22 protein-coding genes, 1 other RNA gene and 1 pseudogene are annotated in these 23,058 nt (G+C 72.7%); 17 read left to right on the top strand and 7 right to left on the bottom strand.

The genetic code is table 11. The annotated features are described in order from the left end of the window. Nucleotides 1-106: 106 nt before the first annotated feature. Nucleotides 107-1,327, bottom strand: coding sequence for a hypothetical protein (locus OO52_RS38215; protein ID WP_030655705.1), 1,221 nt, complete (start codon nt 1,325-1,327; stop codon nt 107-109). Nucleotides 1,328-1,514: 187 nt separating this feature from the next. On the opposite strand from OO52_RS38215, the gene OO52_RS38210 reads away from it, so the two are divergent. Genes OO52_RS38210 through OO52_RS38200 form a run of 3 tightly spaced genes read left to right on the top strand, consistent with a single transcriptional unit; the run spans nt 1,515 to nt 4,768 of the window. Continuing rightward, entirely contained in the window at nt 1,515-2,423 is a 909-nt protein-coding gene (locus tag OO52_RS38210) for a Nif3-like dinuclear metal center hexameric protein (RefSeq protein WP_030655702.1), read from the top strand. Then, on the top strand, nt 2,420-3,163 hold the full coding sequence (locus OO52_RS38205) for a zinc ribbon domain-containing protein (protein ID WP_030655700.1): 744 nt from the start codon (nt 2,420-2,422) through the stop codon (nt 3,161-3,163). The genes OO52_RS38210 and OO52_RS38205 overlap by 4 nt, the downstream gene beginning before the upstream one ends. 12 nt (nt 3,164-3,175) lie before the next feature. After that, nucleotides 3,176-4,768, top strand: a complete 1,593-nt coding sequence (locus tag OO52_RS38200; RefSeq protein ID WP_037630655.1) for a bifunctional RNase H/acid phosphatase — start codon at nt 3,176-3,178, stop codon at nt 4,766-4,768. Nucleotides 4,769-4,794: 26 nt separating this feature from the next. Here the strand turns inward: OO52_RS38200 and eda are convergent, their stop codons facing one another. Together eda and yaaA are read right to left on the bottom strand one after the other, a co-directional pair. Beyond that, nucleotides 4,795-5,457 (bottom strand): bifunctional 4-hydroxy-2-oxoglutarate aldolase/2-dehydro-3-deoxy-phosphogluconate aldolase, encoded by a 663-nt coding sequence (gene eda, locus OO52_RS38195; protein WP_030655695.1) that lies wholly within the window; start codon nt 5,455-5,457, stop codon nt 4,795-4,797. Nucleotides 5,458-5,528: 71 nt separating this feature from the next. After that, entirely contained in the window at nt 5,529-6,311 is a 783-nt protein-coding gene (yaaA, locus tag OO52_RS38190; RefSeq protein ID WP_030655694.1) for a peroxide stress protein YaaA, read from the bottom strand. Between the two features lie 74 nt (nt 6,312-6,385). On the opposite strand from yaaA, the gene OO52_RS38185 reads away from it, so the two are divergent. From OO52_RS38185 to rnpB, 4 genes and pseudogenes are all read left to right on the top strand, one after another. Further along, on the top strand, nt 6,386-7,819 hold the full coding sequence (locus OO52_RS38185) for an RNB domain-containing ribonuclease (protein WP_030655691.1): 1,434 nt from the start codon (nt 6,386-6,388) through the stop codon (nt 7,817-7,819). 108 nt (nt 7,820-7,927) lie between these two features. Next, nucleotides 7,928-8,776, top strand: coding sequence for an AraC family transcriptional regulator (locus OO52_RS38180; protein ID WP_030655689.1), 849 nt, complete (start codon nt 7,928-7,930; stop codon nt 8,774-8,776). Beyond that, a pseudogene (locus OO52_RS54785) lies at nt 8,773-9,552 on the top strand (DMT family transporter); the annotation flags it as partial. The gene OO52_RS38180 and the pseudogene OO52_RS54785, both read left to right, overlap by 4 nt. A gap of 115 nt (nt 9,553-9,667) precedes the next feature. Further along, nucleotides 9,668-10,070: RNase P RNA component class A (gene rnpB / locus OO52_RS46260), an RNA gene on the top strand. A gap of 166 nt (nt 10,071-10,236) precedes the next feature. Here rnpB and OO52_RS38170 read toward each other — a convergent pair. Together OO52_RS38170 and OO52_RS38165 are read right to left on the bottom strand one after the other, a co-directional pair. After that, a complete protein-coding gene (locus tag OO52_RS38170; RefSeq protein ID WP_030655683.1) occupies nt 10,237-10,758 on the bottom strand; it encodes an NUDIX domain-containing protein in 522 nt (173 codons plus the stop codon). Then, nucleotides 10,755-12,020 (bottom strand): helix-turn-helix transcriptional regulator, encoded by a 1,266-nt coding sequence (locus tag OO52_RS38165; RefSeq protein ID WP_030986023.1) that lies wholly within the window; start codon nt 12,018-12,020, stop codon nt 10,755-10,757. Before OO52_RS38165 ends, OO52_RS38170 begins: the two co-directional genes overlap by 4 nt. Nucleotides 12,021-12,253: 233 nt before the next feature. Between OO52_RS38165 and OO52_RS38160 the strand changes: the two genes are divergently transcribed. From OO52_RS38160 to OO52_RS38135, 5 genes are all read left to right on the top strand, one after another. After that, entirely contained in the window at nt 12,254-12,682 is a 429-nt protein-coding gene (locus OO52_RS38160; protein WP_030655678.1) for an ATP-binding protein, read from the top strand. Between the two features lie 508 nt (nt 12,683-13,190). Continuing rightward, the gene (gene tgmA / locus OO52_RS38150; RefSeq protein WP_030655673.1) at nt 13,191-13,457 is read left to right on the top strand and encodes a putative ATP-grasp-modified RiPP; all 267 of its coding nucleotides are present in this window, start codon (nt 13,191-13,193) and stop codon (nt 13,455-13,457) included. After that, on the top strand, nt 13,457-14,422 hold the full coding sequence (gene tgmB, locus OO52_RS38145) for an ATP-grasp ribosomal peptide maturase (protein WP_030655671.1): 966 nt from the start codon (nt 13,457-13,459) through the stop codon (nt 14,420-14,422). Before tgmA ends, tgmB begins: the two co-directional genes overlap by 1 nt. Next, nucleotides 14,419-15,543, top strand: coding sequence for an ATP-grasp peptide maturase system methyltransferase (gene tgmC, locus OO52_RS38140; RefSeq protein WP_030655668.1), 1,125 nt, complete (start codon nt 14,419-14,421; stop codon nt 15,541-15,543). Before tgmB ends, tgmC begins: the two co-directional genes overlap by 4 nt. Before the next feature lie 197 nt (nt 15,544-15,740). Continuing rightward, nucleotides 15,741-16,355, top strand: a complete 615-nt coding sequence (locus OO52_RS38135) for a DUF6875 domain-containing protein (RefSeq protein WP_051818954.1) — start codon at nt 15,741-15,743, stop codon at nt 16,353-16,355. A gap of 129 nt (nt 16,356-16,484) precedes the next feature. Here OO52_RS38135 and trpD read toward each other — a convergent pair whose 3' ends face one another. Both trpD and OO52_RS38125 read right to left on the bottom strand, forming a co-directional pair. Then, nucleotides 16,485-17,594: an anthranilate phosphoribosyltransferase gene (trpD, locus tag OO52_RS38130; protein WP_030655662.1), complete on the bottom strand. Its 1,110-nt coding sequence runs from the start codon at nt 17,592-17,594 to the stop codon at nt 16,485-16,487. A gap of 2 nt (nt 17,595-17,596) precedes the next feature. Then, on the bottom strand, nt 17,597-17,995 hold the full coding sequence (locus OO52_RS38125) for a hypothetical protein (RefSeq protein ID WP_030655660.1): 399 nt from the start codon (nt 17,993-17,995) through the stop codon (nt 17,597-17,599). Between the two features lie 316 nt (nt 17,996-18,311). On the opposite strand from OO52_RS38125, the gene OO52_RS38120 reads away from it, so the two are divergent. From OO52_RS38120 to OO52_RS38100, 5 genes are all read left to right on the top strand, one after another. Next, a complete protein-coding gene (locus tag OO52_RS38120) occupies nt 18,312-19,091 on the top strand; it encodes a 4'-phosphopantetheinyl transferase family protein (protein WP_053212754.1) in 780 nt (259 codons plus the stop codon). Nucleotides 19,092-19,163: 72 nt separating this feature from the next. Next, nucleotides 19,164-20,705: a tryptophan halogenase family protein gene (locus OO52_RS38115; RefSeq protein ID WP_030655654.1), complete on the top strand. Its 1,542-nt coding sequence runs from the start codon at nt 19,164-19,166 to the stop codon at nt 20,703-20,705. Nucleotides 20,706-20,840: 135 nt separating this feature from the next. Next, a complete protein-coding gene (locus OO52_RS38110) occupies nt 20,841-21,416 on the top strand; it encodes a flavin reductase family protein (protein WP_048910369.1) in 576 nt (191 codons plus the stop codon). Further along, nucleotides 21,413-22,729 carry a cation:proton antiporter gene (locus OO52_RS38105; protein WP_051816231.1) on the top strand — a complete coding sequence of 439 codons (1,317 nt, stop codon included), beginning with the start codon at nt 21,413-21,415 and terminating at the stop codon, nt 22,727-22,729. The genes OO52_RS38110 and OO52_RS38105 overlap by 4 nt, the downstream gene beginning before the upstream one ends. 1 nt (nt 22,730) lies before the next feature. Then, nucleotides 22,731-23,045: a hypothetical protein gene (locus OO52_RS38100; protein WP_048910370.1), complete on the top strand. Its 315-nt coding sequence runs from the start codon at nt 22,731-22,733 to the stop codon at nt 23,043-23,045. Nucleotides 23,046-23,058: the final 13 nt, after the last annotated feature.

Below are 23,058 nucleotides of genomic sequence, written 5' to 3'. Positions count from 1 at the left end.
TGTCGCTCATCGGACGTATTCACCCCGTCAAACTGATCTTTCGTACAGCCGGGCGAGTTTAACCGGCGCACCACGGGCCGAATCCAGGCGCACACGCCAACCGGCACTAGTTCGTTACAAGACGTCCCAAGGGCGCCTGTTGCAACGGCACGGGCCGGGTCACCGCCGGAACCGGAGGGCCCGATTCCGCCCCCGTCGGAACCTCCTGCTCCAGGGTCCCCGCAGCGCCGCCGTCCCGGTCCGGGCCCCGGACGTCCCCCGCCCCCTCGGTGGCCGCGACCCCCGTGACCGCGGTCGTGCACCCGCTCGGCGGCGGCACGTCCGCCACGCCGCACGGATTCGCCGGCGTGGCGTACGGCAGGCGCAGCACCCCGTCGCGCGTGAACAGCCCGCTGCCCGCCAGCCAGCCCCCGGGCGCCGGGAGGTGCCGGACCTCACGGTCGGCCGGGCGCCACAGGCCCACCCAGGTGCCGAAGGTCCCGTCGATCCGCAGGCCCACCGCGCAGTCCTCCGGCATCAGCACCTGACCGGGCTGGACCGCGAACGGGGTCACCGCGCACTCCGGCACCCGCAGGCACTCCGGGAACCGCACCGGCAGGGTGCTGCCGAGCACGCCCCAGCCCAGGCGTTCGCGCCCGGGGGAGGGCGCGTCCGAGGAGATCAGCAGCAGGCCGCTGTCGGGATCGGCGAGCAGCAGCCGGTCGTCGCTGCCGTCCGCGATCTGGAGCAGTGGCGAGACCTCGCCGGCGCGCTCCAGGTCCACCACGACCGTCTTGGTCCGGCCCTCCAGTTCCCGGTCCAGCGCCAGCATCCGGCCGGACCCGTCCAGCCAGACGCCGCCCGAGCAGCGCCCCGGCACCTCGGCGCACCGCTCCGGGCCGAACGCCCCGCCCGCCACCAGCCACACCACGCTGGAGCGCGGCCCGACCGCGAGGGCGTACGCCCGCACGCCCCCCGGCGCCGGCGGCAGCAGGGTGAGCCGGGTGCCGGGCTCGGCGCTCTCCACCGCGCCCAGCGGCAGCTCGCCGGTGCCGGGCCCGGTCGGGTACAGCAGCGAGAAGGCGTGCCGTCCGGCCACCAGGCGGTGGATCAGCACCCGTCCGTCACCCATCGGCTGCACCTCGGTCCCGGGCTCCTCCGGCTGGTTGCCGGGCAGGGGCACCGCGTACGGCTCCGGGCCGTCCAGGGTCCAGCGCTCCGGGAACAGGGAGTCACCGTCCCGCGCGAGCCGGGCGGCGTACGCGCCGTCCGCCGTGATCGCGCATCCCGTCCCCGGCACGCCGTCGGTCCCGTCCGTGGAGGGGGGTTCGATCGCACAGGCCGTCATCGTTCGGTCACCTCCGGCGACGAAGCTAGTTTTCGCCAGCACAACCAGGGGACCGGCCCTCCCCGGCTTCACACGTAAGGGTGGTGCAGAAGCGATTCACCTGAGGAAACCGGGGCGTCTGTGCTGAGCGGGGTCAGACCGGACGCATGCGGTACAGCCCCGCCGAACAGCCAGGTAGCCTTGGGCCGTGCCCCGTCTGTCTGAAGTCATCGCCGCGCTGGAGAACCTGTGGCCCGCCGAGCGGGCCGAGTCCTGGGACGCGGTCGGCACGGTCGTGGGCGACCCCGACCAGGAGGTCACCCGGGTCCTGTTCGCCGTCGACCCCGTCCAGGAGATCGTCGACGAGGCCGTCGAGCTCGGCGCCGGCCTGCTGGTCACCCACCACCCGCTCTATCTGCGCGGCACGACCACGGTCGCGGCCACGCACTTCAAGGGCCGGGTCGTGCACACGCTGATCAAGAACGACATCGCGCTGCACGTCGCCCACACCAACGCCGACACCGCCGATCCGGGTGTCTCCGACGCCCTCGCCGGGGCCCTCGACCTCCGCGTCGTACGCCCCCTCGTGCCGGACCCCACCGACCCCGAGGGCCGCCGGGGCCTGGGCCGCGTCTGCGAACTCGACCACCCCCTCACCGTCCGCGAGCTGGCCGCCCGTGCCGCCGAGCGGCTGCCCGCCACCGCGCAGGGCATCCGGGTGGCCGGCGACCCCGAGGCCGTGGTCCGCACGATCGCCGTCAGCGGCGGCTCCGGCGACAGCCTGTTCGACCAGGTCCGCGCGGCCGGCGTCGACGCCTTCCTCACCGCCGACCTGCGCCACCACCCGGCTTCCGAGGCGGTGGCCCACAGCCCCCTCGCGCTGCTCGACGCGGCGCACTGGGCCACCGAGTGGCCCTGGTGCGAGCTGGCCGCGAGCCAGCTCGACGAGATCTCCGACCGTCACGGCTGGGACCTGCGCGTCCACGTCTCCAAGACGGTCACCGACCCCTGGACCGCCCACGCGGCGTCCACCGCCACCGCCCACCCGTCGCCCACCACCACCCTTCCAACGAGCGCTTCGCGCGCCCCTTCCGATACCACGGGAGCCCCCAACTGAACGCCGCGCCCGCCGACCAGATCCGACTCCTCGACGTCCAGGCCCTCGACGTCCGCCTGCAGCAGCTCGCGCACAAGCGGAGGTCCCTGCCCGAGCACGCCGAGATCGAGTCGTTGACGAAGGACCTGACGCAGCTGCGCGACCTGCTCGTGGCCGCGCAGACCGAGGAGAGCGACTGCGCCCGCGAGCAGACCAAGGCCGAGCAGGACGTCGACCAGGTGCGCCAGCGCGCCACCCGCGACCAGCAGCGCCTGGACTCCGGCGCGGTCACCTCGCCGAAGGACCTGTCCAACCTCCAGCACGAGATCGCCTCCCTCGCCAAGCGGCAGGGCGACCTGGAGGACGTGGTCCTGGAGGTCATGGAACGCCGTGAGGCCGCGCAGGAGCGGGTGAACGAGCTGACCGAGCGGGTCGCCTCCGTACAGTCGAAGATCGACGACGCGAACGGTCGCCGGGACGCGGCGTTCGAGGAGATCGACGGCGAGGCCGCCTCGGTGGCCAAGGAGCGCGAGGTCGTGGCGGCCTCCGTCCCCGCGGACCTGCTCAAGCTCTACGACAAGCTGCGCGAGCAGCAGGGCGGCATCGGCGCGGCCAAGCTGTACGCCCGCACCTGCCAGGGCTGCCGGCAGGAGCTGGCCATCACCGAGCTGAACGAGATCCGCTCGGCGGCGCCGGACACGGTGGTCCGCTGCGAGAACTGCCGCCGCATCCTGGTGCGTACGGCCGAGTCGGGTCTGTAAGGGGTTTCAGGGGTGCGGGAGTTCATCGTCGAGGCCGACGGCGGGTCGCGGGGCAACCCCGGGCCCGCGGGTTACGGGGCGGTCGTCCTCGACGGGGCCACGGGTGAGGCCCTGGCGGAGGCCGCGGAGTACATCGGCGTCGCCACGAACAACGTCGCCGAGTACCGCGGTCTGCTGGCCGGTCTCCGCGCCGCCCACGCCCTCGACCCGTCGGCCCGGGTCCACGTCCGCATGGACTCCAAGCTCGTCATCGAGCAGATGTCGGGCCGGTGGAAGATCAAGCACCCCGACATGAAGCCCCTGGCGACGGAGGCGAGGTCCGTCCACCCCCCGGACCAGGTCACCTACGAGTGGATCCCCCGCGAGCGGAACAAGCACGCGGACCGCTTGGCGAACGAGGCGATGGACGCGGGGGCGAAGGGCCGGCAGTGGTCCCCGTCCCGGTCCCGCGCGGCCCTGGACACCCCGCCTCCCGCCCCTGAGCCGCAGGGCCCACCCGGAGACGCGGCGGCGGGAGCGGCAAGGGCCCGCGCGGCCCTGGCGGAGGGCCGCGCCGCCGGTGCGACCCCTGAGTCCGCCGCAGGGAGCCTCGAAGCCGCCGGTGCGACCGCCGAATCCGATGGCGCGACCCCCGAGCCCTCGGCAGCCGCGCCGGAATCCACCGCATCTGCGGGCAGTCGTGCCGCTGGGGCAGGGTCTGCTGGGGAGCGGCCGTCGTCCGGGGCTGTGGGGAGTCGTGCCGCTGAGGAGCGGCCGTCGTCCGCTTCTGCGGGCAGTCGCGCTGCCGAGGCGGCGTCCGTCCCGGCAGAAGCGGCACCTCCCCGCGAGCAGCGTCCTACGACCCCCAGCGCCGGGCGCGCTCCCGGTGAGCAGGCCCCGACCACCCCCGGCGAGGGGCGTCCTTCCGGCTCCCGTGGGGGAGCCGTGGACGAGCAGCGCGTCACCAGTGCCCCTGGCTGGAGCGCCGCCCCGGATCTCGGTGCCCCCGCCACCCTCGTCCTCCTCCGGCACGGCGAAACCCCCCTGACCCCCCAGAAGCGCTTCTCCGGCAGCGGCGGCACCGACCCCTCCCTCTCCGCCGCGGGCCGGGAGCAGGCGCACCGCGTCGCCGAGGCCCTGGCACGGCGCGGCACGATCCAGGCCGTCGTCGCCTCCCCCCTCGCCCGCACCCGCGAGACCGCCGAGATCGTCGCCGCCCGACTGAACCTCGGCGTCACGCTCGAAGACGGCCTGCGCGAGACGGACTTCGGCGCCTGGGAGGGCCTGACCTTCGGCGAGGTCCGCGAGCGCTACCCGGACGACCTCGACGCCTGGCTCGCCGACCCGGAGGCCCACCCCACCGGCGGCGGCGAGAGCTTCACCGAGACGGCCACCCGGATCGCCGCGACCCGTGACAAGCTGACCGCGGCCTACGCGGGCCGTACGGTCCTGCTGGTCACGCACGTCACCCCGATCAAGACCTTCGTCCGCCTCGCGCTCGGCGCCCCGCCCAAGTCGCTGTTCAGGATGGAGCTTTCGGCGGCCTCCCTGTCGGCGGTGGCGTACTACGCGGACGGCAACGCGAGCGTGCGGCTGTTCAACGACACCTCTCACCTGCGCCCCTGAGCCGTCCGGCACCCACGCCCCGGCGCCTACGCCCCTGAGCCGCCCGAGGACCGCAACCCGGCCGCCGTACGCGCCAGTTCCTCGATCCGGCCCCAGTCCCGGGCGGCCAGCGCCTCCGCCGGGACCATCCAACTCCCGCCCACGCAGCCGACGTTGGACAGAGCCAGATACTCCGGTGCGGTCTCGGGCCCGATCCCGCCCGTGGGACAGAACCGGGCCTGCGGCAACGGCCCGGCCAGCGACCTCAGATACGCCGTACCGCCCGCCGCCTGCGCCGGGAAGAACTTCATCTCCCGCACCCCGCGCTCCAGCAGCGCGACGACCTCCGAGGTGGTCGACACCCCGGGCAGGAAAGGCACCCCGGACCCGCGCATCGCCTCCAGCAGCGCCTCCGTCCAGCCGGGGCTGACCAGGAACCGCGCCCCGGCGGCCGTACACGCGTCCACCTGCTCCGGCGTGATCACCGTGCCCGCCCCGACCACGGCCTCCGGGACCTCCGCGGCGATGGCCCGGATCGCGGCCGGCGCGGCCGGGGTCCGCAGGGTCACCTCGATCGCGGGCAGTCCGCCCGCGACCAGCGCCCGCGCCAGCGGTACGGCGTCGGCGGCGTCGGTGAGCACCACCACGGGCACGACGGGGGCGAGGTCCAGCACGGAGGCAGCCGGAAAGGAGGGCAGCGGCGAGGTCATGCCCTCATCGTGCCCAGTTACTGCAAGCGCCGCAATGAGCGTTGCAGAAGATGCAACGGCCTACGGTGTCCTCAGTGGATCTCGTCCACCAGCACGTCCAGCGTCCACGCCTTGCCCGCCCTCCCGGGTGCCTCCGCCTCCACGACGTACCCCAGCTCCCGCAGCACCCCCACCAGCTCCGCGGGATCCTTCGGCGCGGTCCCGGCGGTCAGCAGGCTGCGGACGATCCGGCCCTTCGTCGCCTTGTTGAAGTGGCTGACGACCTTCCGGGTCGGCGCGTGCAGCACCCGTACCGTCGCCGTCCGCCCCGCCACCTCGCCCTTCGGCCGCCAGGCCGCCGCGTACGCCGAGGACCGCAGGTCGAGGACCAGGCCGTCGGCCGCCGCCTCCGGCACCACCTCGGCCATCGGCGCCCGCCAGTGCCCGGCCAGCGCGCCCAGCCCCGGCAGCTTGACGCCCATCGAGCAGCGGTAGGAGGGGATCGGGTCCGTCACCCGCACGGCACCCCACAGCCCGGAGAAGACCAGCAGCGACTCCGCCGCGCGGCGCCGCGCCGCCGTGTCCAGCGTGGCCAGGCCGAGGGCGTCGTACAGGACACCGGTGTAGACCTCCCCGGCGGGGCGGGCGCCGGCCGTGCGCAGCCCGGCGTTCTTCCCGACCTCGCCGCGCAGCCCCTCGCTCAGCCCCAGCACCTCGCGGGCCTTCCCCTCGTCGCCCGAGCACAGCTCGACCAGCTCCCCGAGCACGGCCTCCCGCGCGGCGGTCAGCCCCGGCAGGGACAGCGACTCCAGCCGGAGCGGGGCACCCTCGCCCGGGTTCGCCTTGCCTTCGGAGGGCGGCAGCAGGACCAGCAACACGTACTCCTTACGTAGACCTCCGCGCCAGGGTACGGCGTGACTCCGGTGCCACCTCGGCCTACGCTCGCTCCATGCCCCGCCGCAAGATCCGCGTCACCGGCGCCCCCGAGGCGCCCCTCCGGGCCGCGCTCGCCGCGCTCCGCTCCGGACTCGGCATCCCGGAGGCCTTCGCACCGGAGGTCCAGGCGGCCGCCGAGCAGGCGGCCAAGGACCCCGCCCTGCCGGTGTACGACGCCACCGACGTCCCCTTCTTCACCCTGGACCCGCCCACCTCCACGGACCTCGACCAGGCCGCCCACCTGTCCCGGCAGGGCACCGGCTACCGCGTCCGGTACGCCATCGCCGACGTCGCCGCCTTCGTCGCACCCGGCGGAGCCCTGGACGCGGAGGCGCACCGGCGGGTGACCACCCTGTACTTCCCGGACGAGAGGGTCCCGCTGCACCCCACCGTGCTCAGCGAGGGCGCGGCCAGCCTGCTGCCCGGCAAGACCCGTCCGGCGGTGCTGTGGACGATCGACCTGGACGCGGAGGGCCGCACCCTAGCCGTCGACGTGCGCCGGGCCCTCGTCCGCAGCCGGGCCAAGCTCGACTACGCCGGCGTGCAGCGGGACATCGACGCGGGCACGGCCGAGGAGCCCGTCGCACTGCTCAAGGAGATCGGCGAGGCGCGGGAGCGGCTGGAGGCCGAACGCGGCGGGATCTCCCTGCAGGTGCCCGAGCAGGAGATCGTCGAGCAGGACCACACCTACGCGCTGCGCTACCGCGCCCCGCTGCCCGCCGACCGCTGGAACGCCCAGCTCTCCTTGCTCACCGGGATGGCCGCCGCCGATCTGATGCTCACCCACGGCACCGGCATCCTGCGCACCCTCCCCGCCGCCCCCGACGGCGCCGTCGGACGGCTGCGCCGTACCGCCACCGCCCTGCACATCGACTGGCCGCACCACGTGTCGTACGCGGCCCTGCTGCGCACCCTGGACCCGCACGACCCGCACCACGCGGCCTTCCTCCAGGAGTGCACCACCCTGCTGCGCGGGGCCGGCTACACCGTCTTCCGGGACGGCGAGCTGCCCGCGCTCACCACGCACGCGGCCGTCGCCGCCGCCTACGCGCACTGCACCGCCCCGTTGCGCCGCCTCGCCGACCGGTACGCCTCGGAGATCTGCCTCGCCGCCGTCGCCGGCCGGAACCCGCCCGACTGGGTGCTCGCGGTGCTGGACGTGCTGCCCCGGCGGATGGCCGAGGGCTCCCGGCGCGCGGGCACGGTCGAGCGGGAGTGCGTCGACATCGTGGAGGCGGCCCTGCTCAAGGACCGGGTCGGGGACGTCTTCGACGGCTGCGTCGTGGACGTGGACGAGCACCGGCCGACCGTGGGCACCGTCCAGGTGATGTCCCCGGCGGTCATAGGACGGATCGAGGGCCCGGACCTGCCCCTCGGCGAACGCCTGCGCGTCCGGCTCACCCGCGCCGACCCGGGCACGTCGAAGATTGCCTTCACCGTGGCGTGAGCGCCTGGACGAGCGCGGCATGGAATGGCGGCTTCCGGCGCTGTACCCGGTAGCGGGGGCGCGGCGCGGCACGGGCGCCGGCGGTGGGAGTCGTGAGGGGACGGTCCGATGGGGGAACAGGCACGGTGGACACGGGCCCGGCTGGGCCGCTGCGGGCCCCCGCTCGACCTGCTCACGGCGAGCTTCCGCCGGCACGTGTACGCCCCGCACGCCCACGACGAGTACACGATCGGCGTCTGCGTCGGCGGCTCCGAGATCATCGACTACCGGGGCGGCCACATCCGCACCGGCCCCGGCACGATCGTCGTCCTCGAACCCGGCGAGATGCACACCGGCGGCCCCGGCAACCCCACCGACGGCTACGCCTACCGCGCCCTGTACGCCGAGCCGTCCCTGCTGGCCGACGGCACCCTCGGCGGCCTGCCGCACTTCCGCGAACCCGTCATCGACGACCCGGCGCTGGCCCGCGCCCTGCGCACCGCCCACACGCGGCTCAGCGCCTGCCCCGACCCGCTGGAGGCCGAGTCCGTCCTGCCCTGGGTGCTCACGGCCCTGGCCCGGCGCCACTCCACGGCCCGCCCGCTCCCCGACCGCGTCCCCGGCGCCGATGCCATAGCCCGCACGGTCCGCGACCGCCTCGCCGACGAACTCACCGACCCGCCCTCCCTGACCCTGCTCGCCACCGACCTCGGCCTGTCCCGCTACCAGCTCCTGCGCGCCTTCCGTACGACGATGGGCATACCCCCCTACGCCTGGCTCGCCCAGCACCGGGTGACCAAGGCTCGGATCCTGCTGGAGACCGGCCTGCGCCCCGCCGAGGTGGCCGGCCTCGTCGGTTTCGCCGACCAGGCCCACCTGACCCGCTGGTTCCGCCGGGTGCTCGGGGTGACCCCGGCGGCCTACCGCAACAGCGTTCAAGACAGCCCCTCACCGGGAGGCCGACACTCGGCCGCATGACTGCACGCGGCTGGTTCCTGTTCTCCCTGATGGGAGTGGTCTGGGGCATCCCCTATCTGATGATCAAGGTGGCGGTGGACGCGGTGTCCCCGCCGGTGGTGGTGTTCACGCGCTGTGCGCTCGGCGCGGCCCTGCTGCTCCCGTTCGCCCTCCGCCAGGGCGGCTTCGGGGACGCGGTACGACGTCACTGGCGCCCCATGCTGGCCTTCGCGGTCCTGGAGATCATGGTGCCCTGGTTCACCCTGACCGACGCCGAACGGCACCTGTCCAGCTCGACGGCCGGCCTGCTGATCGCGGGCGTACCGATCGTCGGCGTGGTCCTGGCCCGGCTCCTGGGCGACACGGAACACCTCGGCGTCCGCCGGATCACCGGCCTGACCCTGGGCCTGGCCGGGGTGACGGTCCTCACCCTCCCGCACCTCACCGGCGGTGACGCCCGCTCCCTGGCGGAGGTCCTGGTGACGGTCGTGGGCTACGCCACGGCCCCCCTGATCGCCGCCCGCCGCCTCAAGGAGGTCCCGTCACTCCATCTGACGGCCGCCTGCCTCACCCTGGCCGCCCTGGTCTACGCCCCCGCGGCGGCCCTCACCCGTCCGGCCGCCCTGCCCTCGCCCACCGTCCTGGCCGCGCTGGCCGGCCTGGGCGTGATCTGCACCGCGGTGGCGTTCGTGGCGTTCCTGGAGCTGATCAGGGAGGCCGGCCCCACCCGGGCCACGGTGATCACCTACGTCAACCCGGCGGTGGCGGTGGCGGCGGGCGCGCTGTTCCTGGACGAGTCGCTGACCCTCCCCGTGCTGGCCGCCTTCGCCCTCATCCTGGCCGGCTCGGTCCTGGCGACGGCCGCGGGTCCGCGACGCGGCACGCGCCCGGTACCATGGTCGACACGGCAGACGAGCCGGGCGGGCGGCCGCGTGGAGTCCCCTTAGGGGGCTTCCCGAGGAACGTCCGGGCTCCACAGGGCAGGGTGGTGGCTAACGGCCACCCGGGGTGACCCGCGGGACAGTGCCACAGAAAGCAGACCGCCGGGGGCCTCGGCCCTCGGTAAGGGTGAAACGGTGGTGTAAGAGACCACCAGTGCCCAGGGTGACCTGGGCAGCTAGGTAAACCCCACCCGGAGCAAGGTCAAGAGGAAACACTCCGGTGTTTCTGCGCGGACGTTCGAGGGCTGCCCGCCCGAGTCCGCGGGTAGACCGCACGAGGCCGGTGGCAACACCGGCCCTAGATGGATGGCCGTCGCCCCGGCGCCCGCGAGGACACCGGGGAACAGAACCCGGCGTACAGCCCGGCTCGTCTGCCGCTTAGGCTTCGCACTAGCGAATACGCAGGTCAGGCGCCCTTTCTCGCGTGTTGGCGGGCCTCGCTGGCCCCTGGGCCACACTGGTTCGAAGGGGAGCGTACGGCTACGTACGTAGCCATGAGAGCAGCCATGCCTCGGGCGTCGGAGCTGGGCGACGCGATCGTCACATGAAGGGTGCGCCGTCGCGGAGGTACAGCGGCCGTCCGGCGTCCAGTGCCTTCAGGGCGTGCTCGAACCGGCGCCGGGTGCGGTCCCGGAGGCGTTCGGCGGCTTCGGCGGCCGTGACGAAGGCGGCTTCGGACAGCTCGTCGTCTCTCGGCCGTAGCCGGTCGGCCTGGTCCTCGTCCAGGGTGCCGCCGTCGAAGACGAACGCGAGCTGATCATCCCAGGGACCGTGCGGGGGCACCCAGTCCACCACCAGCAGCCCGAGCAGCGTGAGGCGTACGCCGAGTTCCTCCACCAGTTCACGGCGTGCCGTGTCCTCAGGTGGCTCGTTGGCCTCCGCCATCCCGCCGGGCAGATCCCATCCCGGTTTGTAAGTGGGGTTCACCAGGAGCACACGGCCGGACGGGTCCCGAAGCAGCACGTCGGCCGCCACGCGCTTGCGGGCCTGTTTGGCGTTCCCCTCCGCAAGGTACGCCTTCCAGGCGTCGGCGTCGGCGGGATCAGGTGCTGGGGGCCTCATACGGTGGTGCCTCCAGGGGACGTCGGGATCAGATCAGCCAGCAGGAGCATTCTGGCGCGGCGCGCATCATCGAACCGCGCCAGGTACTCCCGGACCGGCCGGTACCCCCGGTGCGGCTCCAGCAGCCGTCCTAGCCCGTCAAGCTGCTGCACCACCCGGACCGAACCGAGAGTCGGGCTCATACTGAGCAGGTCGTGGCCGACGCTCACCGCAGCGGCGAGGTCACCGCGGCGCACGTGGATGTCCACCAGGCTGATCCGGCTGAGAGCCAGGGACCGCGCCCGCCCCGCCCCGCGCAGCGCAACAGCCTGTTCGGCGTGCAACAGCGCCTCGTCGTACCGCTTCAGGTCACGCAGGACGAGGGCTGACTCGCTGGCCAGCGCGGCCGCATCGAACGGGCTCAGCCACGGGTGATCAGCAGCGGGCGAAGCCTCCAGGTCACGGTGCGCGGCCTCCAGCGCGTGGGCGGCCAGGGAGCGCTGAGACGCGACTGCCAGCGCACGTGCCTGCATGGTGTGCAGCCGCGCTGTCAGCGCGGGAATCCGAGGCCCCTGCACGGCCAGTTCCAGCCCGGTCCGCGCCCAGCCGGCAGCCCCGGCCGCATCCCCGGTCTCAAGGGCAAGGTGGCTGCTGCTCGCAGCGACGTGCGCGGCCAACGGGAGGTCACCAGAGGTGCGGGCCAGAGGGAGAGCGCGGGCGAAGTGCTGGGCCGCGCGGTCATCATGACCGGAGTCGTGAGCCATCCAGCCCGCCATCTCGGTGAGCGCGGCTGCGGCGGCGAACACCTGCGGACCGCTGCCGATGTCGACCAGCCGGGGCGCCACCCGGTCCGACAGGTGCCGGACGACAGCCCCGTACAACCTGCCGCCGCCGGTCTGACGGTCAGCGCTGCGGAAATGATCCATCGCCACCAGGTCGTCACCGTCCGGCGGCGGCCGATCCGTCCGCTCGTGCTCGGCGGTCGCTGGCGCAGGCTCCCATGATCGTCGAGCCAGCCCCAGCATGTGGCCGGGGATGTGGAAGGCGTCGGCGATCTGCTCAAACAGGGTCAGCTTCTCCACCCGGCACTTGCCGTTCATGTAGTCGTACAGCCGCCCCTGCGTGATGTCGACCGCGGCAGCAATGCGCCGCGTACTGACACCGCGCGCATTGAGCATCCGAAACACCACGCCCATGTCCCGCTCGGCGCACGCATGGAGCAGGCGTTCATCCCCGAGCAGACCGGCGACGACCTCACGCGGGCCCGGTGACAGACGGTCCATCTGCAACTCCCCCAGGTAGCGGATGGAGCCGATGCTAAGGCCAACGCCGTTGACCTGACTCCGTGTTGGAGTCACTTTCTGGAGTCTCCCCATCCCCTTCTCTACGTGTTGACTGACCGTCAGCAGCCGGGAGGTGCACCCGTGAACGCACCTCGGCGCCGCCCTGCCCGAACGCTTCTCCTCCGAGGCGTGCGGGCGGGCCCTCGCCCCATCAGCCCGACCAAGGCGTGACGATGACCATGACCAACGAGCAAGTGAGTCCAGGGCAATACCCGCGCCAGAGCATCACCCTCGCGAGCGAGGCCGCCAGTGTTCCGGCGGCGCGTCAGATAGTCCGCGAGGCGTGCGCGGCGTGGGGCATGGACCAGGACGCCGCAGAGACCGGCACGCTCCTCATCTCCGAAATGGTCACCAACGCAGTTCGCCACGGTCACTCTCACAGCGTCCGGGTGGTCACTGAGCAGCCACGCCCTGACCGGCTCCGCATTGCAGTGGTAGACACGTCCCGCCGCGTGCCCGAGCTGCACATCGTTGGACCAGACGCTATCGGCGGCCGTGGCCTCCTCCTGGTCGACGCCCTCTCCGACCGCTGGGGAACCGATCTCCTTCCCTGGGGTAAGCGCGTCTGGGCTGAGATCGCGATCAAGGTCGGCGGCCAATGACCTGTGGCCACCGCATGCTGCAAGCCGACGGGGTAACCGCCGGCGCCGGGCTCCTGGGAGCCGTCGCCGTTGGGCTCGGGCTGGTGGTGTCCATGGTCTTTGACGAGGTCCACACGGGGTCTACCCCGACTGCGTACTCCGTTTCCGACAAGGAGCCCCACGTAGCGGCTCTCGCCACACTGGACCGGCCCCCACAGCCATCCACGCCGGTGTGCGCAGCGCCATAGCCCTGAACCCTTCCCGGACCGGACGACTGGCCGCTACGTCCTCGGCCATCGGACGCCCCCCCGCATCCGTCCATCGGTCGTCGGCAGCGCGCGGGACGGTCCCTCACACCCGAGGGGGATCGCAACGGCCGCCCGCTCGATCCCCTGGAGCGGACGGCCCAACCACCCCCGGCCGGGGCACAACGCTCGTTCACGCCAGATGCCCGGCCAAGCCCCTCGCGCCGTCCGGAAGCCCCGGGCGGCGATGTCACTGTCGGATCACCTGAAAGATGAGGAGACTCATGCAACAGCCCTCGACGTCACTGCATCAGGTCAAGCCCTGGGGACTCGGACGCATGCGGCCCTACCCGACTGCGGCCGTCCTCTCCGCCGCCCGGCCCGTCCTCGACCCCCACACGCAGGTCCCCGCGTGGGTCGGCCCCGACGGCGCACCGCTGACGGCGGAGGCCAAGCACAAGCGGTCGGAGACGTCGCAGGAGACGAGTACGAAGACCAGCCTGGACGGCACTCCGGACCAGGGAAGCGACCAGAACGGGGACTCTGACTGATGGCTGCGGGTGGGCCGCCCGTCCTCGTCGTCACGCGCCTGGACGACGCGACTGCGGATGAGGTGATCACCGAACTGAACCAGCGTCGTGTGCCAGTGGTCCGCCTGGACCCCGGCGACTTTCCCCGCGAGGTGACCCTGTCCGGCACCTTCGACAGCACCGGGGCCACCGGCACTCTCGCCACCGTGTCCCGGAGCGTCGACCTGGGGAACGTGCGCTCGGTGTACTGGCGGCGGCCCACCCCCTACACCGCCGACCTTGCCATGGATGAGCAAACCGGCCGTTGGGTCGTCGAAGAAGCCCGCTACGGGCTCGGCGGCATTCTCGCCGCTCTCCCCGGCGCGCACTACCTGAACCACCCATGGCGCAACCGGAACGCCGAGTACAAGCCGGCACAACTGGCCACGGCTGCGGCCTGCGGCTTCACCGTGCCACCCACGCTCATCACCAACGACCCCGAACGCGCCCGCACCTTCGCCGCTGAACACGGGCCGGTCCTCTACAAGCCGCTCAGGGAATCGGAGTACACCGACGACACCGGCCGCGCACTGACCGTGTGGATCGAGGACGTCACCCCAGGCCAGATCGACAGCCAGCTACGGCACACCGCGCACCTGTTTCAGCAGCGCGTCGGCAAGTCCGCCGACATCCGCCTCACCGCCGTCGGTGACCACCTCACCGCCGTCCGTATCGACGGTTCACCTGGCGTGGACTGGCGCCGCCACTACGACCGGCTCGCCTACACCGCCGTGCCCGTCCCCCCGGCCATCGTCAGAGGAGTGCGCGCCTACCTCGATGCTTTCGGACTCAGCTTCGGCGCCTTCGACTTCGGCCTGGACCGTGCCGGCGTCTGGCACTGGTATGAGTGCAACCCCAACGGTCAATGGGCCTGGTTTCCCGACCACATCACTGCTCCCATCAAGCACGCCATCGCCGACCGCCTAGAGCATGGAGCCCTTGCATGACCGACCCCGCCGACCTGCGCCGCCAACTCGCCGCCGCAGTCCCCGTGGAGGACCCGGCATGGCGCACAGCCCTCGAAACGGTGCCCCGGGAACTCTTCCTGGGCAACGGCCTGTTCCACTTCGACGGCCGCCAGTGGACCCCGGTGCACCGCGACTGGACCGATCCCGGAAAGTGGCTGGGGCTCGTCTACCAGGACACCACCTGGGTCACCCAAGTCGACGGCACCACCGCCGCCGACGCCGTCGGACCCGTCACCGGCCGCCCCACCTCGTCCAGCACGCTGCCCTCCCTCATCGTGCGCATGCTCGACGTCGCCAGGATCAGCGAAGGTCACAAGGTCCTGGAGATCGGCACCGGTACCGGCTATTCCACCGCCATCCTGTGCAGCCGCCTCGGCGACAACAACGTGTACTCCATCGAGTACGACCCGGGCTTGGCCGCCGCGGCGGCCAACCACATTCACGCCGCCGGGTACCACCCCACGCTGATCACCGGCGACGGCCTCACCGGACATAAGGACGACGCCGAATACGACCACATCGTGGCCACCTGCGCCGTCCGCCACATCCCACCAGCTTGGTTGTACCAAGTACGCGCTGGTGGAACCATCACCACCACCATCAGCGGATGGATGCTCGCCTCCGGACTTGTCCGCCTCACCGTCCAGGACGACGGCACCGCCACCGGCCGCTTCCACCCCGACCAGGTCAGCTACATGCTCGCCCGCCCTCACGAACGCCCACCCCGACCCACCTTCCAGCAGCGTCCCGGCCACACCCGCGCCACCCGCGTGAACCCCGCACTGCTGGAAGACTGGACCGGGCAGTTCCTCGCTCAGCTCGCCGCACCGTCCGCCGAACTCATGACCACTGGCACGGGCGTGATCCTCGTGGACGTCGCCACCGGGTCACAGGCGTGGACCGAACCGACCGGAGGCGGCTGGACCGTGCACCAGCACGGCCCTCTTCGGCTCTGGGATCAGGTGGAAGACGCTCTCACTGTCTGGCAGGACGCAGGCTCGCCCCCACACTCGGACCTCGGCCTGACCGTGGAACCGGACGGCACCCAACGCGTGTGGCTCGGAACACCCGACGGCCGCTCCTGGAGCCTGCCGGCCTGACCTACCGACCGTCCGGCTCTGGCCGCCGAACTGCGGATCGCCGTGGGCGCAAGCGCGCCATGCTTTGGCGTGACCTCCCTTTCCCTCGCGCCCCGGGGAAACCCAGACGATGTCTGCCGGATAGCGGGTGTCTCTAGCGTGACGGCCGGAATGATCACGGCTGATACGCGAAAAGAGGGCATATGTCAGGTGAACTGATGACCAAGGCGCAGGACTGGGTCTCGGGATACACCCCTCGCCCCCACCCGGACCTCGGCCGCAGCGGGGTGGTGTGCCCGTACATGGTGAAGGCGCTGCGCCGGGACTACGTGCACATGGTCGAGTTCGACGCCACCCGCGGTGACGAGGCGCTCATGGCGCTCGCGCGGGAGCTGCTCGCGCGGATGCGCCGGCGGGCCGACGAACTGGGCAGCGACCGGATCTACCTGGTGAACATGGTCGTACCGTACGGGCTGCCCGACGACGAGCTGAAGGCGATGGTGGAGCGGGTGCACACCGCGCTGAAGCCGGAGTGGGTCGAGGCCGGGTTCATGGTGGGCGACTTCTGGCCCGACCACGAGACCACAGGCCTGCACAACGACGACTTCCGGCCTTTCACCAGCCCGCTTCCGCTGCTGGGGATGCGTCACATCGTCCCCGCCGACCTGGCCTTCTTCGTCAAGCACGAGCGCGAGCCGGGACGGCGGAAGTGGTGCCTGGAGATGTTCCGGAAGAACTTCGCGACCCAGCTCAACGAGTACTGGACGCGAGAGCTGGAGCAGGCCGAGGCGGATGTGGAGCGAGAGCTGGCGGAGCTGAGCGCGGCGGCGTGAGGGCCTGAAGGGAAGGGGCCCGGGACGGCGGAGAGGGGGCGCGGGACGGACAGTCCGGGCCCCCTCTCCGTCGTCCCGGGCCCCGTTCGCCGACCCGTTCCCACGGACGTCACACCGCTCGTACGGCCGTCATGCCGCCTTCGCGAGGACTTCCCCCGGCGCGGGCGCGGCGCTCGCGCGGACCCACTCCCGCAGTACCGCCTCCGCCGCACCGGAGTCGATGGACTCCGCGGCGGCCGCGAGGGCCGGGCGCAGGCGGTCGGCGAGTGGCGCGGTGGACGGGGCGGCGGCTGCCAGTGTCGCGGCCGCCGACAGCAGGACCGCGTCACGGACCGGGCCCCGCCGGCCCGCGAGCAGCCGGCGGGCCACCTCGGCGTTGTGGGCCGCGTCTCCGCCGCGGAGGGCCTCGGCCGGGGCGAACGGGATGCCCGTCTCCCGGGGATCGAAGCGCTCCTCGCGGATCCCGCCGTCGCTGACGCACCAGACGTGCGAGGTGGTCGTCACGGTGAGTTCGTCCAGCCCGTCGTCGCCCCGGAAGACCAGGGCCTCGGTGCCGCGCCGGGCCAGCACACCCGCGATCAGCGGGGCCAGCCGGGCGTCGGCCACGCCGACGGCCAGCGCGCGGGGGCGGGCCGGGTTGGTGAGCGGGCCCAGGGCGTTGAAGACGGTCGGGATGCCCAACTCGCGGCGGGGCAGGGCAGCGTGCCGCATCGCCGGGTGGAAGTCGGGTGCGAAGCAGAAGGCGATGCCCACGGTCTCCGCGAGCCGCGCGAGCCGCTCCGGCGGCAGCCGCAGCGTCACACCCAGCTCCTCCAGCACGTCGGCGGAGCCCGAACGGGAACTGGCGGCCCGGGCGCCGTGCTTGACCACCCGGGCGCCGGCCCCGGCCGCGACGATCGCGGACATCGTGGAGATGTTGACGGTGCAGGCGCCGTCGCCGCCCGTGCCGACGACGTCGACGCAGTCGTCCGGCGCCCGCATCGGCACGGCGTGCGCGAGCATGCCGTCGGCCAGGCCCTGGAGCTCATCGACCGTCTCCCCCTTGGCGCGCAGGGCCACGAGCAGCCCCGCGATCTGTGCCGGGGTGGCCTCGCCGCGCAGCAGCGAGTCCATCAGCCAGGCGGTGTCGGCGGGGGTCAGATCCCGCCCGCGCAGCACGGTGTCCAGGAGGCGGGGCCAGCGGCGGTCCGCTTCGGGGGCGGGTGGGCCCGCCGGGAGCGTGCCCGGTCGTGCCGTCATCCTCAGCCCCAGTCCTGGTTGCCGGGTGTGACCGAGGTCAGGGTCTGGTCGGCCGCGGTGACCGTCCGGCCGGTGCCGTCGGCCACGACGCCCCAGTCCTGGTTGGCGGCGAGGACCGTCCGGCCGGTGTGGACGGGTGCCACGCCCCAGTCCTGGTTGTCGGGCGTGACCGAGGTGCCGTCACCCACGACGCCCCAGTCCTGGTTGGCGGCCGTGACCGGGCTGCCGTCGGCCACGACACCCCAGTCCTGGTTGGCGGCGAGGGCCACGGCGTGCGCCGGGACGACGCCCTGGTGGCGGTGGCCGAGGCCCGCACCGGCCTGCACGACGGCGAGGACGGCGGCCCCGCCGACGAGCAGACGGCCGGCCGTATGGATGTGCTTGTTCCACGTGCGCTTCATCGCGTGTATCCCCCTCGTGGAAAATTCCCTGTCCCGGGGCGCCCACCGGTTTCACGACCGTGGCGCCCGCTGCGGAATGGACAGTAGGAAGGGCGGACTTCGCCTCGTTATCGTCCGCACTTCACGCGCCGAGCACGATTGATAAGGCGCTGTCCAGGGGGTTTTCCTCCGTGTGTTCGGAGGTTTCTCCGACTGTCGGCGGTGCCGGCGGAATGAAAGGATCGCCACCGTGGCGGCCCCGTCCACGCACGGGGCCCCGGCCAGGTACCGGCCCTCGGCCACGCACCGAGAACGGCAGCGCGCAGACGGGACGCCGATGACTTCCTTGACCCTGAACCCGACCGTGCCGCCCGCATCCCGCGCGCCCACGGTCACCTGCGATGTGTGGCTGTCGAGCCGGCTGACCAGCCCTGAGCAGCACTTCGGGCTGCTCGACGAGGCCGAGCGGGCGCGCAGCGCGGAGTTCCTGGTGGAACAGGACCTCGCCCTGTTCGTCACCGGCCGGGTGCTGGCCCGGGCCGCGCTCGGCTCGCTCGCCGGGATCCCCGCCGGGGAGGTCGCGCTGCGCACCCGCTGCCCTGGCTGTGGCGGCCCGCACGGCAAACCGCGACCGGCGGGCGCCGTGGCCGAGTGGGAGCTGTCGATATCGCACTCCGGAGACCTGGTGGCCGTGGCCGTGACGCGCGGGCACCCGCTCGGGGTGGACGTGGAGCGCTCCGTGCCGCCCGCCGAACCGGGCATCCCCGTGGAGTACGAGCTGGTCCTCACCCCCGCCGAACGGGCCGCCGTGGAGGCGTTGCCCGTCGAGCGGCGGGCCGCCGCCTGCCTGACCCTGTGGACCCGCAAGGAAGCGGTGCTCAAGGCGACGGGGGAGGGGCTGAACACCCCCATGGACTCCTTCACGGTCAGTCCCGCGCACCGGCCCCCGGCCGTGACCGTCTGGCACGACGACCGGCCCGGGCCGCGCCCCGGCATCGCCATGGCCGACCTGCCCCGGGTGGACGGCTGCGTGGGCGCCCTGGCCGTCCTGGACGCGGAGGACGTCGTCGTCCGTATCCGTTCCGGGGCCGAGGTGCTGGCCGAAAGAATGCGATAACGAAAGAAAAGCGCTCCTCGATAGCTTCGCTGCACGGTTACGGGCTCGAACACCCCGAACAGGAGATGCAGCGTGATCAAGTCAGTTGTCATTGTCGGCGGCGGAACCGCTGGTTGGATGAGCGCCACGTATCTCAAGGCGGCGTTCGGTGACCGGATCGATGTCACCCTGGTCGAATCCGACCGGGTGTCGAGCATAGGCGTCGGCGAGGCCACCTTCAGCACCGTCCGGCATTTCTTCGACTACCTCGGCCTCGACGAGCGCGAGTGGATGCCGCACTGCGCCGCTTCCTACAAGCTGGCCATCCGGTTCGAGAACTGGCGCGAAGTGGGCGACCACTTCTACCACCCCTTCGAGCGCCTGCGGATGTCCGACGGGTTCACGCTGGCCGACTGGTGGCTCCACGAGGGCGACCGCAGCCTCCGCTTCGACCAGGCCTGCTTCGTCACCCCGGCGCTGTGCGAGGCGCAGCGCTCCCCGCGCATGCTCGACGGCTCGCTGTTCGCCCAGGGCCTGGACGAGTCGCTCGGCCGCTCCACCCTGGACGAGCAGCGCGCGCAGTTCCCGTACGCGTACCACTTCGACGCGGGCCTGCTCGCCCGGTTCCTCGCCAAGTACGGCACCGACCGGGGCGTCCGCCACGTCGTGGACGACGTCGTCGAGGTGCGCACGGACGAGCGCGGCTGGCTCACCGAGGTGATGACCAAGCAGAACGGCGCCCTCGCCGGCGACCTGTTCATCGACTGCACCGGCTTCCGCGGACTGCTCATCAACCAGACCCTGGAGGAGAAGTTCGTCTCCTTCCAGGACGTGCTCCCCAACAATCGCGCGGTCGCGCTGCGCGTCCCGCAGCCGGACCAGGCCGAGCGGGGCATGCGGCCGTACACCACGGCCACCGCCATGGAGGCCGGATGGATCTGGACCATCCCGCTCTACGGCCGTAACGGCAACGGATACGTCTACTCCGACGAGTTCTGCACCCCGGAGGAGGCCGAGCGCACGCTGCGCGCGTTCGCCGCGCCCGGGCAGGACGACCTGGAGGCCAACCACATCCGGATGCGCATCGGCCGCAACGAGCGCTCCTGGGTGAAGAACTGCGTGGCCATCGGCCTGTCCAGCGCGTTCGTCGAGCCGCTGGAGTCCACGGGCATCTTCTTCATCCAGCACGGCATCGAACAGCTGGTGAAGCACTTCCCGGACGAGCGCTGGGACCCGAGCCTGGCCGACGACTACAACCGCCGGGTCGCCCGGGTCCTGGACGGCGTCAAGGAGTTCCTGGTGCTGCATTACGTGGCGGCCGGACGCGACGACACGCCGTACTGGAAGGAGGCGAAGCTGCGCGGGCTGCCCGACGGCCTCGCCGAGAAGCTGGACATGGCCCGCTCGCACCTGCTGGACGAGCGCGCGATCTACCCGTACTACCACGGCTTCGAGCAGTACTCCTGGATCACGATGCTGCTCGGCCTCGGCCACGAGCCGCGTGCGGCCCGTCCCGCGCTCGCCCACGTCGACCCGACGGCTGCCCGTGCCGAACTGGCCCGGCTGCGTTCCGACGCGGACCGCCTGGTGCGGACGCTGCCCAGCTGCCACGAGTACCTGACGTCGATCCACTGACCTGTCACGGGTGCGGAGCCGGCCGAGTCGGGCGCAGTTCCCTCAAGGGGCGCGGGGAACTGCGCGAGCACCCCCGCAGCCGCACCCGGCACCCCACCGGACGTGCCCCGGCCCCGACCTCCGAAGGACGCACCCATGACCCCTGTTCGAGCAGTGCCCCGCCACTCCCCGCCACCCGCCACCGGTCCCGCCCGGCCGGAGGCCTTCCGTGCCCTCATGAGCGCCTTCCCGACCGGGGTCGCCGTGGTGACGACCTATGGAGCCGACGGCCTGCCGCGCGGGCTGACCTGCTCCTCGCTGTCGAGCGTCGCCGCCGAGCCGCCCACCCTGTCGGTCTGCCTCACCACCCGTGGCGAGACCCTGCGCGCCTTGCGCGCGTCCGGCGTCTTCGCGGTGAACCTGCTGCACGACGCCGGCCGGCGGGCGGCGCAGGTGTTCGCCCGGCCGGGACAGGACCGGTTCGGGCAGGTCGACTGGCGGCCCTCGCCCGGCGCCGGGCTGCCCTGGCTGGCCGAGGACGCCTTCGCCGTGGCCGAATGTCGGGTTTCGGATCTTTCCGAGGTGTCCGATCATACTGTCGTCATCGGTGAGGTGACCGGTGTCGTCCAGGAGCCGGGGGTCCCCCTGCTCTACGGGGCGCGGGGGTTCGCCGCCTGGCCGGGCGGCACGGTTCCGGGGCCGCACGTGGCGCCCGAGGGGGTGGCGTCGTGACAGGCCTGCACGCGGACCCTCTGGCCCGCTTCCTGCTCGCCGTCGCCCTGGTGGTGCTGCTCAGCCACCTGTGCGGCCTGCTGGTGGGCCGGCTCGGCCAGGCGCCGGTGATCGGGGAGATCCTCGGCGGACTGCTGCTCGGACCGTCCGCCCTCGGCTGGCTGTGGCCCGCCGCCGGGCACTGGCTGCTGCCCCCGGGCGTGACCTCCGCGCTGACCACCACCGCCCAACTGGGCCTGGTCACCTTCATGTTCCTGCTCGGCTGCGAGCTGCGGCTGGACGGGGCGCGGTCGGGCGGTACGGCGGTCGGCGCGGTCGTCGTCGGCGGCATGGGCCTGCCGTTCCTGCTGGGCGCGGCCCTCGCCGCGGCCGCCCCCGGCGTGCTGCGCGGCGAGCACGCCCACCAGACGGCCTACCTGCTGTTCTTCGGTCTGTCGCTGTCGGTCACCGCGCTGCCCGTGCTCGCCCGGATCCTCGTCGACCTGGGGCTCGACACCACCCGTACCGGGGTGTTCGCCCTGCTCACCGCCGCGGTGGGAGACGGCATCGCCTGGCTGGTGCTCACCGCCGTACTCGCCGTCAGCCGCTCCGGCGGCACCGGGCCCGTCGTGGTCACGGTGCTGCTCGTGACCGCGCTCGTCGCGGCCACCTGGCTGCTGGTGCGCCCCGCGCTGGCCGCGTTCCTGCGGCGCGTCGAAGCCGGCGGGCGCGGTGAGCGGCTGGTGCTGCCGCTGCTGCTCGCCGGGGCGTTCGGCTACGGCGGGCTCACCCAGGCCATGGGTCTGCACCCGGTGATCGGCGCCTTCCTGTTCGGCATGTCCGTGCCGCGCGGCTCGGTGCTGGTCACCCGTCTGCACCAGCAGCTCCAGGGCTTCACCCAGGCGGTGCTGCTGCCGCTGTTCTTCGCCGGCGTCGGACTGACCGTCTCGGTGGGCGAGCTCGGCACCGACATCCGGCACTGGCTGCTGCTGGCCGGCGTCGTCCTGGCCGCGGCGGTGGGCAAGCTGGCCGGGGCGGGCGGTGCCGTCCGCCTGATCGGCCTGGACCGCACCGAGGCGCTGCGGTTCGGTGCGCTGATGAACTGCCGGGGCGTCACCGAACTGGTGGTCGCCGGCATCGGCTGGCAGTCCGGACTGATCAGCTCGGCCGGTCTCACCGTCCTGGTGGTGATGGCCCTGGCGACGACCGCGATGACCGGCCCCCTGCTCAGGCTTCTCGGTACCACCCCGCAGGCCGGGCCACCGGCCGCGGTCCCCAGGCACCACGAACCCGTTCCCGCCCGTGCCGCCCAGGGCAGCCCCGTGGAGGTGTGACATGTCCCCGATCGACTCCGCACGGATCAGTGAGCAGAGACAGCAACTGCGCGCCATCGACCAGGACATCATCGAGCTGGTCCGGCAACGCCAGGAGACCGTATGGCAGTTGCGGACCCTGCGCCGCCTCGCGGGCCTGCGCGAGTACCAGCTGTCCCTGGAGAACGAGGTGCTGAGCCAGTACCACGGCGCACTGGGCCGCACGGGCTCCGCGATCGCGCTCCAGCTGCTGTCGCTGGCGCGCTCCGAGTCCGCGGGCACGGCACCCGGCGCCGCACGGACCACCGGGGCCGCCACCGCGGCCGACGCGGCCTGATCCACGCCCCTGG

The sequence above is a fragment of the Streptomyces flaveolus genome, assembly GCF_000716535.1.
Lineage (GTDB): Bacteria > Actinomycetota > Actinomycetes > Streptomycetales > Streptomycetaceae > Streptomyces > Streptomyces flaveolus_A.
This window is presented reverse-complemented; position numbering and strand designations above follow the sequence as displayed.

Excerpts from the sequence above, each read along its gene's own strand:
- OO52_RS38215 (WP_030655705.1), bottom strand. The coding sequence starts at position 1,327 with ATGACGGCCTGTGCGATCGAACCCCCCTCCACGGACGGGACCGACGGC.
- OO52_RS38170 (WP_030655683.1), bottom strand. The coding sequence starts at position 10,758 with ATGAGGCCCCCAGCACCTGATCCCGCCGACGCCGACGCCTGGAAGGCG.
- OO52_RS38165 (WP_030986023.1), bottom strand. The coding sequence starts at position 12,020 with ATGGACCGTCTGTCACCGGGCCCGCGTGAGGTCGTCGCCGGTCTGCTC.
- eda (WP_030655695.1), bottom strand. The coding sequence starts at position 5,457 with ATGACCTCGCCGCTGCCCTCCTTTCCGGCTGCCTCCGTGCTGGACCTC.
- OO52_RS38135 (WP_051818954.1), top strand. The coding sequence starts at position 15,741 with ATGACCAAGGCGCAGGACTGGGTCTCGGGATACACCCCTCGCCCCCAC.
- OO52_RS38110 (WP_048910369.1), top strand. The coding sequence starts at position 20,841 with ATGACCCCTGTTCGAGCAGTGCCCCGCCACTCCCCGCCACCCGCCACC.
- tgmA (WP_030655673.1), top strand. The coding sequence starts at position 13,191 with ATGCAACAGCCCTCGACGTCACTGCATCAGGTCAAGCCCTGGGGACTC.
- tgmC (WP_030655668.1), top strand. The coding sequence starts at position 14,419 with ATGACCGACCCCGCCGACCTGCGCCGCCAACTCGCCGCCGCAGTCCCC.
- OO52_RS38185 (WP_030655691.1), top strand. The coding sequence starts at position 6,386 with ATGCCCCGCCGCAAGATCCGCGTCACCGGCGCCCCCGAGGCGCCCCTC.
- OO52_RS38100 (WP_048910370.1), top strand. The coding sequence starts at position 22,731 with ATGTCCCCGATCGACTCCGCACGGATCAGTGAGCAGAGACAGCAACTG.
- OO52_RS38125 (WP_030655660.1), bottom strand. The coding sequence starts at position 17,995 with ATGAAGCGCACGTGGAACAAGCACATCCATACGGCCGGCCGTCTGCTC.
- OO52_RS38180 (WP_030655689.1), top strand. The coding sequence starts at position 7,928 with ATGGGGGAACAGGCACGGTGGACACGGGCCCGGCTGGGCCGCTGCGGG.
- OO52_RS38160 (WP_030655678.1), top strand. The coding sequence starts at position 12,254 with ATGACCATGACCAACGAGCAAGTGAGTCCAGGGCAATACCCGCGCCAG.
- OO52_RS38120 (WP_053212754.1), top strand. The coding sequence starts at position 18,312 with ATGACTTCCTTGACCCTGAACCCGACCGTGCCGCCCGCATCCCGCGCG.
- tgmB (WP_030655671.1), top strand. The coding sequence starts at position 13,457 with ATGGCTGCGGGTGGGCCGCCCGTCCTCGTCGTCACGCGCCTGGACGAC.
- trpD (WP_030655662.1), bottom strand. The coding sequence starts at position 17,594 with ATGACGGCACGACCGGGCACGCTCCCGGCGGGCCCACCCGCCCCCGAA.